At 44.0% G+C, this 14,509-nt stretch carries 10 protein-coding genes; 6 read left to right on the top strand and 4 right to left on the bottom strand.

The genetic code is table 11. From position 1 onward, the window contains the following. Nucleotides 1-90: 90 nt before the first annotated feature. From hypD to PL8927_RS24650, 4 genes are all read right to left on the bottom strand, one after another. Nucleotides 91-1,233: a hydrogenase formation protein HypD gene (gene hypD, locus PL8927_RS24665; RefSeq protein ID WP_083626121.1), complete on the bottom strand. Its 1,143-nt coding sequence runs from the start codon at nucleotides 1,231-1,233 to the stop codon at nucleotides 91-93. A 161-nt stretch (nucleotides 1,234-1,394) separates the two neighbouring features. After that, nucleotides 1,395-2,405, bottom strand: a complete 1,011-nt coding sequence (locus PL8927_RS24660) for a dihydroorotate dehydrogenase-like protein (RefSeq protein ID WP_083626119.1) — start codon at nucleotides 2,403-2,405, stop codon at nucleotides 1,395-1,397. Nucleotides 2,406-2,594: 189 nt separating this feature from the next. After that, a complete protein-coding gene (gene nifJ / locus PL8927_RS24655; RefSeq protein ID WP_083626117.1) occupies nucleotides 2,595-6,251 on the bottom strand; it encodes a pyruvate:ferredoxin (flavodoxin) oxidoreductase in 3,657 nt (1,218 codons plus the stop codon). Nucleotides 6,252-6,636: 385 nt separating this feature from the next. Continuing rightward, entirely contained in the window at nucleotides 6,637-6,870 is a 234-nt protein-coding gene (locus tag PL8927_RS24650; RefSeq protein WP_083626115.1) for a HypC/HybG/HupF family hydrogenase formation chaperone, read from the bottom strand. A gap of 398 nt (nucleotides 6,871-7,268) precedes the next feature. Between PL8927_RS24650 and hoxE the strand changes: the two genes are divergently transcribed. The 6 genes from hoxE to PL8927_RS24620 all read left to right on the top strand — a co-directional run bounded on the left by hoxE (nucleotide 7,269) and on the right by PL8927_RS24620 (nucleotide 14,484). After that, complete coding sequence (gene hoxE / locus PL8927_RS24645; RefSeq protein ID WP_083626114.1) at nucleotides 7,269-7,790, top strand: bidirectional hydrogenase complex protein HoxE; 522 nt, start codon at nucleotides 7,269-7,271, stop codon at nucleotides 7,788-7,790. Between the two features lie 195 nt (nucleotides 7,791-7,985). After that, nucleotides 7,986-9,602, top strand: coding sequence for a NuoF family protein (locus PL8927_RS24640; protein ID WP_083626112.1), 1,617 nt, complete (start codon nucleotides 7,986-7,988; stop codon nucleotides 9,600-9,602). A gap of 111 nt (nucleotides 9,603-9,713) precedes the next feature. Then, nucleotides 9,714-11,363: a hydroxylamine reductase gene (gene hcp, locus PL8927_RS24635; protein ID WP_083626110.1), complete on the top strand. Its 1,650-nt coding sequence runs from the start codon at nucleotides 9,714-9,716 to the stop codon at nucleotides 11,361-11,363. A gap of 375 nt (nucleotides 11,364-11,738) precedes the next feature. Next, on the top strand, nucleotides 11,739-12,455 hold the full coding sequence (gene hoxU, locus PL8927_RS24630) for a bidirectional hydrogenase complex protein HoxU (protein WP_083626108.1): 717 nt from the start codon (nucleotides 11,739-11,741) through the stop codon (nucleotides 12,453-12,455). Next, nucleotides 12,443-12,991, top strand: coding sequence for an NADH-quinone oxidoreductase subunit B family protein (locus tag PL8927_RS24625; RefSeq protein WP_083626106.1), 549 nt, complete (start codon nucleotides 12,443-12,445; stop codon nucleotides 12,989-12,991). The genes hoxU and PL8927_RS24625 overlap by 13 nt, the downstream gene beginning before the upstream one ends. Nucleotides 12,992-13,053: 62 nt before the next feature. Beyond that, on the top strand, nucleotides 13,054-14,484 hold the full coding sequence (locus PL8927_RS24620; protein ID WP_083626104.1) for a Ni/Fe hydrogenase subunit alpha: 1,431 nt from the start codon (nucleotides 13,054-13,056) through the stop codon (nucleotides 14,482-14,484). Nucleotides 14,485-14,509: the final 25 nt, after the last annotated feature.

The raw sequence follows: 14,509 nt of genomic DNA, 5'->3' as shown, positions 1-14,509 counted from the left end.
AGCGCCACCTGCTATAACAAGAGTTTTAATGAATACAAGCCGTAATTTTACCAATCTATCATACAAAATTTGATGGAACTGAGAATAGAATTAATACGGTGCGTGCGCTGCGCTTACGCACCCTACGGGGTGGGAATGGGGAGTTTGTTGACGATAGCGATAATAAGCCGAACACGCACCTTCAGAAGAAACCATTGGCGCCCCTAATGGATGTTCTGGAGTACAACGGGTTCCAAAAACTGGACATTGATGGGGTTTTTTAATCCCTTGGAGAATTTCACCACTAATACAGTCTTGACAGGGAGAAGAAACGGGAATTAACTGTTGAGAATTAAACCGTTTTTGAGCATCAAAGTTAATATATTTCTGTTTAATTCCTAACCCACTTTTAGGAATTTCACCCATCCCTCGCCATTCACGGGGGACAATTTCAAATATTTCTTGAATAATTGTTTTAGCGGTTTCATTTCCTTCTCGACGCACGGAACGATTATATTGATTCTCTAATTGATATTCGCCCTTTTCGAGTTGTTGAATACATAAATAAATCCCTTGTAAAATATCAATGGGTTCAAACCCAGTTACAACAATGGGAATTTGATATTTTTTAACAATAGGTTCATATTCGGTATATCCCATGACGGTGCAAACATGACCCGCCGCTAAGAATCCTTGAACTTGACAATTGGGACTTGATAATATGGCTTCCATTGCGGGTGGAACGAGAACATGGGAGACTAAAAGGGAGAAATTATTAATCTTTTGTTGGTGGGCTTGATAGACTGCCATTGCGGTTATTGGGGCTGTTGTTTCAAAGCCAACGGCAAAGAAAATTACCTGTTTTGTGGGGTTTTGTTGAGCTATTTTTAAGCAATCTAAGGGATTATAAATAATTCTAACATCTGCTCCGGTTGCTTTAACACTTAATAGGTCTTTTTCACTCCCAGGAACTCGTAACATATCCCCAAAGGAACACAGAATAATATTAGGAAGTTCTGCTAAGGCAATGGCTTGATCAATAATATTAATATCGGTAACACAAACGGGACAACCAGGGCCATGAATTAAGGTGATTTCTGAGGGTAATAACTCATCTATTCCATATTTAACAATCGAGTGGGTTTGTCCCCCACAAATTTCCATAATAGTCCAGGGTTTTGTAGTAATAGATGCGATCGCTTTTGCATAATCCTGAGCTAATTTCCCATCTCGATATTCATCAACAAATTTCATAATATTTTTGATAATAAATAGCTGACTTATAATGATATTAACACTTGTTCCCTGGTTCTACCAGGGAATGCAAAATGTAGGCTCTGCCTACAGTAAAAATAGAGGCAGAGCCTCTGATACTCATTCCCAGGCAGAGCCAGGGAACGAGAAAATAAGGGGATCTAAACTAAACTATGATCGGGTTGATAGGATGTAATTGACTTCATGTATTGAGCGCGTTCGTAGGCAGATTCATCCTCACAATGGAGTTGCGACATAGAACCCTGCATTTGTTTAATAGACTCATATTCGTGTTCTTCCATCCAGTGTTTCATTTCGTCTTCCATGACTTTGATATAATTAAAACCATGCCGTAATAAAGTCGAACACACTTGAGTAATTTTTGCTCCAGCCATTAACACTTTAATTGCATCATGACCCCGTTGAACCCCACTGGTACAGGCTAAATCGGTATTAATTCGACCATATAAAATAGCAATCCAACGCATCGGTAAACGCAGGTCATTGGGATTACTTAAAACCGAGCCGGGTTCAACGATTAATTCTTCGGGGTTAATATCAGGTTGTAGGAAGCGATTAAATAAGACTAAACCATCAGCCCCAGCATCAGCAAATTGTTTCGCCATATTTGCCATATTACTGAAATAAGGACTCACTTTTAAGGCGACAGGAATGGTGACTTCCGCTTTAACTTCTCTGAGGGTATTCAGATAGTTTTGTTCGATTTGTTCTCCGGTTAAATTAAAGTCCGTCGGAACATAATAGATGTTTAATTCAATCGCATCTGCTCCCGCTTGTTGCATCAGTTGAGCATATTCCACCCAACCCCCAGAAGAAAAGCCATTTAAACTCGCAATAATGGGGATATGGGTAGATTCTTTAGCCTGACGAATATGGTTTAAATACAATTCTGGGCCAACGTGAAATTCATCGGGTTCAGGAAAATAACTTAAGGCTTCTGCAAAGCTATTTGTTCCGTATTCTAAATGATGGTGCAGTTCAAATTTTTCTCGCAGTAATTGTTCTTCAAATAAGGAATGTAAAACAATCGCAGCAGCCCCAGCATCTTCTAATCGTTTAACATTATCAATATCTTCAGAAAGGGGTGCAGCCGCAGAAGGAACTATCGGAGTCCGTAAATTTAAGCCGAGATAAGTAGTCGTTAAATCCATTGTTTTAATCCTCGGTTTGTGAGTGATTCATTATTGATTTTTGTAGGAGAAGATCCCCCTAAATCCCCCTTAAAAAGGGGGACTTTTAAGATCTAGCTTTCTCCTGAAAAAGGAAGACTTTAAACATCCGGTTCCCCCCTTTTTAAGGGGGGCTAGGGGGGATCTAACAGGGGGGAAGTTGAAAAAGGTTTAGACAGGTGTTGTTTCTGAGGGTTTTGCTTCCGATGGAGGGGTCGGTTTCGCTTCTGAATGACCGTTAGAATGTCCGTTATGCTCCTTAGTTTCTAACGGACGAGCGGCCATGTATTCATACATTTTCCAACGGGTACTGACATCTTTTTGGGCTTCTTTTAACAACCGTTTGGCGTCAGCAGGTTTACTCTTGGTGAGCATTTTGAAACGGTTCTCTGAATACATAGAAGCTTCAATGGTTTTCTTCGGTGATTTAGAATCCAAAATTAACGGATTTTTGCCTTCTTCTTTCAAGTCGGGGTTATACCGATACAGCAACCAACGACCACTTTCAACCAATTCTTTTTGATGGGTCATGGCCGTTGTCATGTTAATCCCATGAGCAATACAGTGAGAATAGGCAATAATCAACGATGGCCCGTCGTAAGCTTCCGCTTCTAAGAACGCCTTCAGAGTGTGTTCATCCCGTGCGCCCATGGCCACACTCGCCACATAAACGTTACCGTAGGTCATGGCAATTAACCCTAGGTCTTTCTTAGGTGAAGGTTTACCCCCCGCCGCAAATTTAGCAACGGCGCCGCGTGGGGTGGCTTTCGAGGACTGTCCCCCGGTGTTGGAATAAACTTCGGTATCCAAGACTAAAATATTGACGTTACGGCCACTGGCGATGACATGATCTAAGCCACCATAGCCAATATCATAAGCCCAACCATCTCCCCCAATAATCCAAACGGATTTTTTGACTAAATAATCAGCCAAACTCAGTAATTGTTGGCTATCTGGGGAGTTCGTCCCTTGGAGTTTTTGTTTGAGTTCGACCACCAGTTGCCGTTGTTCCCAAATATCGGCTTCTGATTTTTGAGAATTATTGACAATTTGGCTCACTAAATTATCCCCGACATCACCGCCCAATTTTTGTAACAGTTCCAGGGCAAACCCGCTATGTTTGTCGATGGACATACGGAAGCCTAAGCCAAATTCGGCGTTATCTTCAAATAAGCTATTTGACCAAGCGGGGCCACGTCCTTCGGCGTTTTTTGTCCAGGGAGTTGTGGGTAAGTTCCCGCCATAAATGGAGGAACATCCGGTGGCGTTGGCCACGATCATGCGATCGCCAAATAACTGCGTCACTAACTTGACATAAGGGGTTTCACCACAACCGCCACAGGCTCCTGAGAACTCAAATAAAGGTTCTTGCCATTGTTGTTGACGAATTAGGTCTGGCCGTAATTTTAACCGATCGGGGTTGGGAATACCCAAGAAGAAATCCCAATTGGCCGCTTCTTGTTCCCGGAGCGGTAACTGAGGTTCCATGTTGATCGCTTTTTTGGAAGGCATGGACTTGTTCTTGGCCGGACAAACATCCACACAAACCCCGCATCCCGTACAGTCTTCGGGGGCGACTTGGATGGTGAATTTTTCACCGCCAAAGGCTTTATCTTTGACGTTGGTAAACTTAAAGCTGGCGGGGGCATTTTCTAAGGCAGCCTCATCGTAGGCTTTACCCCGAATTGTGGCATGGGGACAAACCATAATACATTTGCCACATTGAACACAGACATCCGCATCCCAAACGGGGATATCTTGGGCAACGTTGCGTTTTTCCCATTTGGAGGTTCCTGTGGGATAAGTACCATCACAGGGGAGTTTACTAACGGGCAGTTCATCCCCCAGTCCCGCCATCATCATGCCTTCAACTTCTTTAACAAAGGTAGGGGCTGCCAGAGGAACGGGTAAAGCCCGCCGTTGTAGAGACGTGACATCGCGGGTCTTGACTTCGTAAAGGTGTTCTAGGGTATCGTCAACGGCCTTTAAGTTTAACCGCACAATTTCTGCCCCTTTCTTGCCGTATGTTTTTTCGATCGCTTTTTTAATTTGAGCGATCGCTTCTTCCCGTGGCAATACTTTGGCTAAGGCAAAGAAACACACCTGCATAATGGTATTGATGCGGTTGCCCATCCCCGACTCACGGGCGACTTTGTTGGCATCAATAACATAGAATTTCAGATTTTTTCTAACAATGTCTTCTTGAATTTCTAAAGGCAGATATTCCCAAACTTCATCGGGGCCGTAGGGACTATTTAACAAGAAAGTTGTCCCTTCGGTTGCACAGTTGAGAACGTCTAATTTTTCGATAAATGTCCATTGATGGCAACCGATAAAATTCGCTTGACTAATTAAATAGATCGACCGGATCGGTTGCGGGCCAAAACGCAGGTGAGAGATGGTAACAGCCCCGGATTTTTTAGAGTCGTAAACAAAATAGCCTTGAGCGTAATTATCGGTTTCTTCCCCAATAATTTTGATCGAGTTTTTATTGGCGCCAACGGTGCCATCAGCCCCCAAGCCATAGAACATCGCCCGCACCACGTTATCGGGTTCGGTAGAAAAGTCGGGATCGTAGTCTAAAGAGGTGTGGCTAACATCATCATTGATCCCAATTGTAAAGTGATTTTTGGGTTTAGTTTGGGCTGAATTCTCAAAAACACCCTTGACCATTGCCGGAGTAAATTCTTTAGAAGATAACCCATAACGACCTCCTACTAAAGATTTGAGGTTTTTAATCTTAGCTTTGAGATCGTCGTTATCTCCTAACATTACTTCTTGAACGGCCGTTACCACATCTAAATAGAGGGGTTCACCACTAGAACCGGGTTCTTTGGTTCGATCTAAAACGGTAATTGATTTTACGGTTTCCGGCAGTTCCGCAATTAATTGATCCCCAGTCCAAGGACGATATAACCGAACTTTTAACACCCCTAATTTTTCCCCTTGGGCGTTCAAATAATCAACGGTTTCATGGACGGTTTCACAACCTGATCCCATCAGAATCATCACTTTTTCGGCATCGGGTGCGCCGTGATATTCAAACAGTTTATAATAGCGTCCCGTCAGTTGCCCCAATTTATCCATTGCCCGTTGAACAATTTCGGGGGTTTTGTCATAAAACGGGTTAACGGTTTCTCGGCCTTGGAAATAAACATCGGGGTTTTGGGCCGTTCCTCGCAGGACAGGACGGTCAGGAGTTAAGGCGCGGTTACGATGTTCATAAACATATTTATCATCGATCATTTCTCGGAGATCACTATCCTCTAACAGTTCAATTTTTTGAACTTCATGGGAGGTGCGAAATCCGTCAAAGAAGTGAATAAAGGGAACCCGTGACTCCAGGGTGGCAACTTGGGCAATTAAGGCCAGATCCTGGGCTTCTTGCACCGAGGCAGAACACAATAAGGCGAACCCGGTGGCTCTGGCGGCCATTACATCACTGTGATCCCCGAAAATCGATAACCCTTGGGCGGCTAAGGAACGGGCGGCCACTTGGATCACCGCAGAGGTTAACTCTCCCGCGATTTTGTAGAGGTTGGGGAGCATTAACATCAACCCTTGGGAGGCCGTGAAGGTAGTCGTCAAGGAACCCGCTTGTAAGGCTCCATGTACAGCCCCGGCTGCACCGCCTTCGCTTTGCATTTCGACGACGGCCGGAACCGTACCCCAGAGGTTTTTATCGCCAACGGAAGCCCAAGCATCGGCCCATTCTCCCATCGGCGATGAAGGAGTGATCGGATAAATGGCAATTACTTCACTCAAGCGATAAGCAATACGGGCAACGGCTTCGTTACCATCTAAAGTTGCGTAATTTTTTGTGTTCATTCCTCAAATTCCTCTAGCAATAAAACTTTGATGCGATGGCAGTGCCGCCTTGTGGCATCGTCCGCCTGAATACAGAATTATTTGGGCAATTCCTTTGCCTGAATTGATTCTTCTGATGTTTACTTTGGATTTCCAATCTGGGTAATTCTGTAGTTAAACGGACAAAAATTTTCTTCAGAATTACTTCAGCTTTCTCTTGTTACCCCAGTTTTTGTTTAATTTGGAATTTACCAGAGTCAAATGCCTATTGAGATTAAAACTTCCTTAAATTTCGCTTAAGGATTGTTGAGGTCTATCCTCCCTCGTGCTTGCACTAACGTGCTATCGTTCCTACTTTAGATCATCTAATAAAAATCGGAGAAATTGGATCGCTCCTTAATCTATTTTAACTTATTGTCACCATTTGTTGTAAGTCTGTTAAGGTTTGTTGTGCGGCTTGTTCATCAACAATACTCAGGGCAAAACCAACATGAACAATTACATAGTCACCCACCTGAACCTCTGGAACATAAGCCAAGTTGACTTCCTTGACCATCCCACCGAAGCTGACTTTGCCGATTTTTTCTAAGGGTTCCTCACCGGAAATACTCAGTAATTTACCTGGAATCGCTAAACACATTGCTTTACCTAAAATGTTACGTTTTTTGAAGGCAGGATGAGAGATTGATCGTTAATCCAGACCCTTTGTTCAGCCTGGGATTGTCCCACTATTTCCGTCCGATCAATGCCCCGATCCCTGATTAACCCAGGTTGATTAATTCTTTTTTTTATTTTAAGACTTTTTTCCAGAAGTTAGAAGTAGACTTACAATTTAGAAGAGAAGTAGGAGCTCAATAGAGAATTGTCAAGATAAACAACAACGGAGTTGTTTATACAACGCTCAACAAAGTCTACAATCCCTAAGTCCACAAATAGTATTCAATTTGTGATCATTTTGCTCAACTCAAGCCAACTTTTCTCAAGGTATCCTTCATTAGAAACCAGCAACAATCCACATCATTAGTAGAGAACTAAACTATGCAATCTTCTACGGTAACTGCTGCCAAACCCGATAAGCCCAAGGCTGAAGCCACAAAAGGGGGCGATAAACGGTTTAAAGTCCTCGATATGACGATGAAGCGTAACCAATATCGTCAAGACGCTTTAATTGAAGTGCTACACAAAGCTCAAGAATCCTTTGGGTTTCTGGAAGAAGAGGTTTTAATCTATGTCGCCCGCCATTTGAAACTTCCCCTCAGTTATGTCTATGGGGTCGCCACCTTCTATCATTTATTTTCCCTCAAACCCAATGGCGCCCATACCTGTGTGGTCTGTTTGGGAACCGCTTGTTACGTCAAAGGTGGTGGCGATGTGTTAACGGCCTTAGAAGCCAAAACCGGAATTAAAGCCGGAGAGACCACCGCCGATGGTCAAATTTCGATTATGACCGCCCGTTGTATTGGAGCCTGTGGTATTGCCCCGGCCGTTGTTTTTGATGGCAAAGTCGCCCCACAACTTTCGCCAGAAATGGCTTGCGATCGCATCGCTGAATGGGAATAGGGGGTGTCGGCTGTGGGTTTCTGGGTTCTACCTCAAAAAATAACAACCGTAGGGGCGGGGTCTCCCCGCCCAAAGCTCCAAACCCTAAACCTTCAAACCCTAAACCTCCAAACCCTAAACCTCCAAACCCTAAACCTTCAAACCCTTTGAGGGCGGGAAGACCCCGCCCCTACGATATAGAGGAAAACAAAAATTATGGAATATAGCGAATTATTAGAACTAGCCGAGAAGGAAGAAAAATCCCAAAAACCGATCCGGGTTCACTGTTGCACCTCAACCGGATGTGTCGCCTCAAATTCGGTGGCGGTGAAAGAACAAATGGAGGCGGCGGTGAAAACAGCCGGACTACAGGATCAAGTGCAAGTGGTCGGGGTCGGTTGTATGGGGTTTTGTGGCCGGGGGCCAATCGTAGAAGTCGAACCCGCCGGACTGCAATATGAAAAAGTTACCCCCGAAGAAGCCCCGTCAATTATTGAAGCCCTGAATGGGGGAGAAGCCAAACCCGTTCTCGGCGATCGCCATCATCCATTCTTCAGTCGTCAATTGCTCATTGTTCGAGAAAATAGTGGCAAAATTGACCCCGAAAAAATTGGCGAATACATCGCTGTTGGTGGTTATCAAGCCTTGCATCATGCCATTTATGAGATGAGTCAGGCGGAGGTGATCGCCGAAATTACAAAATCCGGTCTGCGAGGACGAGGAGGTGCCGGATATCCTACCGGATTAAAATGGGCCACCGTTGCTAAAATGCCTCCCGGACAAAAATATGTAATCTGTAACGCCGATGAAGGTGATCCAGGCGCCTTTATGGATCGGAGTGTGTTGGAAAGTGACCCCCATCGGATCTTAGAAGGAATGGCGATCGCTGGCTATGCTGTCGGTGCCACCCAGGGTTATATTTATGTTCGCGCCGAATATCCCCTGGCCATCTCCCGTCTACAAAAAGCCATCCAACAGGCCAAACGTCAGGGAATTTTAGGCAGTCAAGTCTTTGGGTCGGGAATAGATTTTCGCATCGATATCCGGGTAGGGGCGGGAGCCTTTGTCTGTGGGGAAGAAACCGCCCTAATTGCCTCTATTGATGGGGGACGGGGCACTCCTCGCCCGCGCCCACCCTATCCCGCCGTTTCCGGGTTATGGGGGGAGCCCACCCTAATTAATAACGTCGAAACCCTGGCCAATATTGCCCCAATTATTAAAAAAGGTAGCGGCTGGTTTTCCGGTATTGGGACAGAAAAAAGCAAGGGGACTAAAATTTTCTCCCTTACGGGCAAAATTCGCAATACTGGTTTAATTGAAGTCCCCATGGGGATTAGTTTACGGACAATTATCGAGGACATGGGCGGCGGTATTCCGGGCGGCTTGAAAGTTAAGGCCGTGCAAACTGGAGGGCCATCGGGCGGTTGTATTCCGGCAGAACATTTAGATACCCCGGTAGATTACGAATCTTTGGGCATATTAGGATCTATGATGGGGTCAGGGGGCATGGTGGTGCTGGACGAAAACACCAGCATGGTGCAAGTTGCCCAATTCTATATGGAATTCTGTCGGGGGGAAACCTGTGGAAAATGTATTCCCTGCCGCACCGGAACCGTTCAACTGTATCAAATGTTAACCAAAATTCTCAATAAACAAGCCACCACCGCCGATATTGAGAAAATGAAACTGTTGTCGGAAATGGTCAAAGCCACCAGTTTATGCGGACTCGGACAAACGGCCCCTAACCCGGTCTTGAGTACCTTGCGTTATTTCCCCGAGGAATATGAGGCATTATTGCAACCCGCAGAAAGCGGACGGGTTTCGGGGTCTTAACCTCCGGTGAAGATAAGGCGGTTTCTATCTGCAATGGGTGACGATATTGGGGTTAACAAAGCTCAAAATCCACCCATTGTATCCAATACTTTCAACTAAGGATCATAAAAAATGTTTTGCGAACAATGTGAACAAACTGCCAGTGGAAATGGCTGTCATCAATGGGGTGCCTGTGGTAAAAGTCCTGAAGTTAATGCCATACAGGATTTATTAGTATATTGCTTACGCAGTCTGGCTCCCATTGCTTTAAAAGCTTATGAGTTAGGAATTCCAAATCGAGAAATTGATCGCTTTACCTGTGAATCGATGTTTTCTACGATGACGAATGTTAACTTTAGTACCAAGCGGTTTACGGAGTCGGTTCAACAGGTATTACAACTGCGAGAAACCTTAAAACAAGCCGTTGAAAATCACAGTCCAACCCCAATTTCCTGGCCAGAAATTTGTAATTATCAGCCAGATTTTGAGGAAAATTTATCGGAACAGGGACAACAGTTTGCCTTAGATTTAATTCAAAAAGCCAATGGGAATATTGATATTTATTCCTTGCAATTAACCACAATTTATGGCATTAAAGGATTAGCCTCTTACACCTTCCACGCCTACGAACTGGGTCAAGAGGATGAAAAGATTTATCAGTTCATTTATGAAGCCTTAGTGGCTTTAGATCGGCAGGATTTAGACTTAAATGCCTGGGTTGGTTTAGCCTTGAAACTCGGAGAAATGAACCTACGGGCGATGGAATTATTAGATGCCGGACATACCGGACATTATGGACAGCCAATTCCAACAACTGTTCCCTTAAATCATCGTCAAGGTAAGGCGATTTTAGTCTCTGGACATGATATTAAACAGTTAGAAGCTCTGTTACAACAAACCGTAGATACGGGGATTACAGTTTATACTCATGGGGAATTATTACCTGCTCATGGATATCCGATTTTAAAACAAAAATATCCCCATTTATTCGGACATTATGGCACAGCATGGCAGAATCAAACCAAAGATTTTGCGAAGTTTCCAGGGGCTATTATCGTGACAACAAATTGTTTAATGCCCCCCCATGAAACTTATGATCAAAAACTGTTTACCGTTGGACCTGTGGGCTATCCGGGGTTAGGCTATTTACCCTCAAATGGAGATGGTATTCCTGATTATACTCCGGTGATTCAACAAGCGCTAGAACTCCCCGGCTTTTTAGATGATGAAACCCCCCGGGAAGTCAAAACCGGGTTTGCTCATAATGCGGTTTTAAGTGTAGCTGATCACGTCATTGAAGCGGTGAAAGCAGGCAAAATTCGTCACTTCTTTTTAGTCGGAGGTTGTGATGGGGCCAAACCGGGACGGAGTTACTATACAGAATTTGTGGAAAAAGTCCCACAAGATTGTGTTGTCCTGACATTAGGTTGCGGAAAATTCCGCTTTTTTGATCAAGAATTAGGTGCGATTGGTAACATTCCTCGGTTGATGGATGTGGGACAATGTAATGATGCCTATTCTGCCATCCAAATTGCTTTAGGATTAGCCAAAGCCTTTGATATTGGCGTGAATGAATTACCCCTATCCATGATTTTGTCATGGTATGAACAAAAAGCCGTGGCGGTGTTATTAACTCTGTTATATTTGGGTATTCAAGACATTCGTTTAGGCCCGACATTACCCGCTTTTATTTCTCCGAATGTGTTCCAATTACTTTCGGACACCTATCATCTGAAAGCTATTTCTACCCCCGATGAAGATTTAGCGGCTTGTTTAGCATAGGGTTAATTTCATGGGTGTCAAAGACGGCGGAAAAAATCTGATTACAGCCGAATCAGATCCCCCTAAATCCCCCTTAAAAAGCGGGACTTTGATCCCCCTAAATCCCCCTTAATAGGGAGGACTTTGATCCCCCTAAATCCCCGTTAAAAAGGGGGACTTTGATCCCCCTAAATCCCCCTTAAAAAGGGGGACTTTGAAATCCAGTTCCCCCCTTACTAAGGGGGGTTAGGGGGGATCAACCCCTTAACTTGACACAAATCAAGTCCCAAAAATTCTGTAAAAATTATTAGAAAAACCTGCTATAATGAAACTAGATACCTCTTAAAATTAAAGGATTAAATTTGATATTTAAACCTCATAGGAGATGAAAGCATTATGCCTGTTAAGACCCTAAAAATTGATGGCATTGATATTGCGGTAGAACAAGGAACATCAATTCTTAAAGCTGCCGAAGAAGCCGGAATCAGAATTCCCAAACTCTGTCATTTAGAAGGAGTTACCGATGTTGGAGCTTGTCGGTTATGCCTGGTAGAAATTAAAGGAATTAATCGTTTATTACCTGCTTGTGTAACAGAAGTTGCCGAAGGCATGGAAATCGTCACCACTAGCCCCCAACTGCAAGAATATCGACGCATGACCGTTGAGTTATTATTTGCAGAAGGAAATCATGTTTGCGCCGTTTGTGTTGCTAATGGTAACTGTGAATTACAGGACGTTGCCATTGAAGTTGGCATGGATCATAGCCGTTTCCCTTATCGTTTTCCAGAACGAGAAGTAGACATTTCTCACCCTAAATTTGGCATCGATCATAACCGTTGTATTCTCTGTACTCGGTGTGTCAGAGTTTGTGCTGAAATTGAAGGGGCTCATGTCTGGGATGTCGGCTATCGGGGAGCCGCAGCTAAAATTATTAGTGGCTTAAATCAACCTTGGGGTGAAGTCGATGCTTGCACATCCTGTGGCAAATGTGTTGATGCTTGTCCAACGGGTTCAATCTTTAAAAAAGGCACCACGACTTCGGAAATGCAACGCGATCGTGAAAAACTTGAATTCTTATCAGATGCAAGAGGGAAACATCTATGGACAAGATAAAATTTGCCACCGTTTGGTTGGCCGGGTGTTCTGGTTGCCATATGTCGTTTTTAGACTTAGATGAATGGCTCTTTGATCTCGCGGAAAAAGTCGATGTCGTCTTTAGTCCCGTCGGTTGTGACTTAAAAGACTATCCTGAAAACGTCGATGTTTGTTTAGTTGAAGGGGCCGTTGCTAACGAAGAAAATTTAGAGTTATTACATCTAGTCAGAAAACGGACTAAACTCTTAATTTCTTTCGGAGATTGTGCCGTAACGGCTAACGTTCCTGCCATGAGAAATATGTTAGGCAGTACGGAACCGGTGTTAAAGCGCTGTTATTTAGAACTGAGTGATATCGGGGCTCAATTGCCTAAAGAACCCGGTATTGTTCCTGAACTTTTAGAGCGCGTTCGTCCCATTCATGAATTAGTTAATATTGACATCTTTTTACCCGGATGTCCTCCGTCTGCGGATAGAATTAAATCGGCGATCGCTCCCTTATTAGAAGGGAAAAAACCCGTCATGGAAGGACGAGAAATGATCAAATTCGGCTAACCCATTCTTGCATAAGGGCGGGAGAACCCCGCCCCTACAATACAAATCCAGAGGTTAAAAATATGTCTAAAACCGTTATTATCGATCCAGTAACTCGGATTGAAGGCCATGCTAAAATATCCGTTTATTTAGATGATGCCGGAGAAGTCGAAAATGCTCGGTTTCACGTTGTAGAATTTCGCGGTTTCGAGAAATTTTGCGAAGGCAGACCGATGTTTGAAATGGCAGGAATTACCGCCCGAATTTGCGGAATTTGCCCCGTCAGTCACCTCCTGGCTTCTGCCAAAACAGGCGATAAAATCCTCGCCGTGCAAGTGCCTCCTGCGGGTGAAAAACTGCGGCGGATGATGAATTTAGCCCAGTTAACTCAATCTCATGCTTTAAGCTTTTTCCACCTCAGTAGTCCTGATTTTCTATTAGGTTGGGATAGTGATCCAGCTAAACGCAATGTCTTTGGTTTAATGGCGGCTGACCCCGATTTAGCACGGGCGGGAATTCGCTTGCGTCAGTTCGGACAAACGGTGATTGAACTATTAGGAGCCAGAAAAATTCACGCGGCTTGGGCTGTTCCGGGTGGTGTGCGTTCTCCCCTTTCCGATGAAGGGCGAAATTGGATTATTGAACGCTTACCCGAAGCCCGACAAACCACCGAATTAGCAATTAGTATCTTTAAACGGTTGTTAGATAGTGAATTAAAAACAGAAATCGATGTTTTTGGTAAATTCCCTTCATTATTTATGGGGTTAGTTTCCCCCGATGGTACTTGGGAACACTACGGCGGACACCTGAGATTTATTGATAGTAATGGGGAAATTGTTGCTGATGGTTTAAGCGAAGATAACTATCAAGATTTCCTCGGAGAAGCCGTTGAAAATTGGTCTTATCTGAAGTTTCCCTATTACAAACCTCTGGGATATCCTGATGGGATTTATCGGGTTGGGCCCTTAGCCAGATTGAACGTTTGTGACTGTATTGGTACTGAAGATGCAGACCGAGAATTAATTGAATTTCGTCATCGCGCTGGCGGACGAGTCGCCACTTCTTCCTTCTTCTATCATTATGCGCGACTGGTGGAAATTCTCGCCTGTATTGAAGCCATTGAAGAATTAGTTGATGACCCGGATGTTGTCTCAAAACGGGTGCGTTCAGAAGCGGGGATTAACTGTTTAGAAGGAGTGGGAGTGAGTGAAGCGCCGCGGGGTACTTTATTCCATCATTATCAAGTAGATGAAAACGGCTTAATTAAGAAAGTGAACTTAATTATTGCCACCGGACAAAACAATTTAGCCATGAATAAAACCGTGACTCAAATTGCTCAACATTATATTCATGGAAATGAGATTCCTGAAGGAATGTTAAACCGAGTGGAAGCCGGAATTCGCGCTTATGATCCTTGTTTAAGTTGTTCCACCCACGCCGTCGGACAAATGCCTTTACACATTCAATTAATTCAAAAAGATGGAACGGTTATTCAGGAGAAATACCGCCATTAAATGAAATTGGAGGTTGTCTGTTGAC

Source organism: Planktothrix serta PCC 8927 (genome assembly GCF_900010725.2).
GTDB classification, from domain to species: domain Bacteria; phylum Cyanobacteriota; class Cyanobacteriia; order Cyanobacteriales; family Microcoleaceae; genus Planktothrix; species Planktothrix serta.
The sequence above is the reverse complement of the archived record's forward strand: the minus strand, read 5'-3'. Positions and strand labels throughout refer to the sequence as shown.

Bases quoted from the DNA above. Each gene is read 5' to 3' on its own strand.
- PL8927_RS24650 (WP_083626115.1), bottom strand. From the start codon at position 6,870: ATGTGTTTAGCGATTCCAGGTAAATTACTGAGTATTTCCGGTGAGGAA.
- PL8927_RS24640 (WP_083626112.1), top strand. From the start codon at position 7,986: ATGGAATATAGCGAATTATTAGAACTAGCCGAGAAGGAAGAAAAATCC.
- hoxU (WP_083626108.1), top strand. From the start codon at position 11,739: ATGCCTGTTAAGACCCTAAAAATTGATGGCATTGATATTGCGGTAGAA.
- PL8927_RS24625 (WP_083626106.1), top strand. From the start codon at position 12,443: ATGGACAAGATAAAATTTGCCACCGTTTGGTTGGCCGGGTGTTCTGGT.
- hoxE (WP_083626114.1), top strand. From the start codon at position 7,269: ATGCAATCTTCTACGGTAACTGCTGCCAAACCCGATAAGCCCAAGGCT.
- PL8927_RS24660 (WP_083626119.1), bottom strand. From the start codon at position 2,405: ATGGATTTAACGACTACTTATCTCGGCTTAAATTTACGGACTCCGATA.
- hcp (WP_083626110.1), top strand. From the start codon at position 9,714: ATGTTTTGCGAACAATGTGAACAAACTGCCAGTGGAAATGGCTGTCAT.
- hypD (WP_083626121.1), bottom strand. From the start codon at position 1,233: ATGAAATTTGTTGATGAATATCGAGATGGGAAATTAGCTCAGGATTAT.
- nifJ (WP_083626117.1), bottom strand. From the start codon at position 6,251: ATGAACACAAAAAATTACGCAACTTTAGATGGTAACGAAGCCGTTGCC.
- PL8927_RS24620 (WP_083626104.1), top strand. From the start codon at position 13,054: ATGTCTAAAACCGTTATTATCGATCCAGTAACTCGGATTGAAGGCCAT.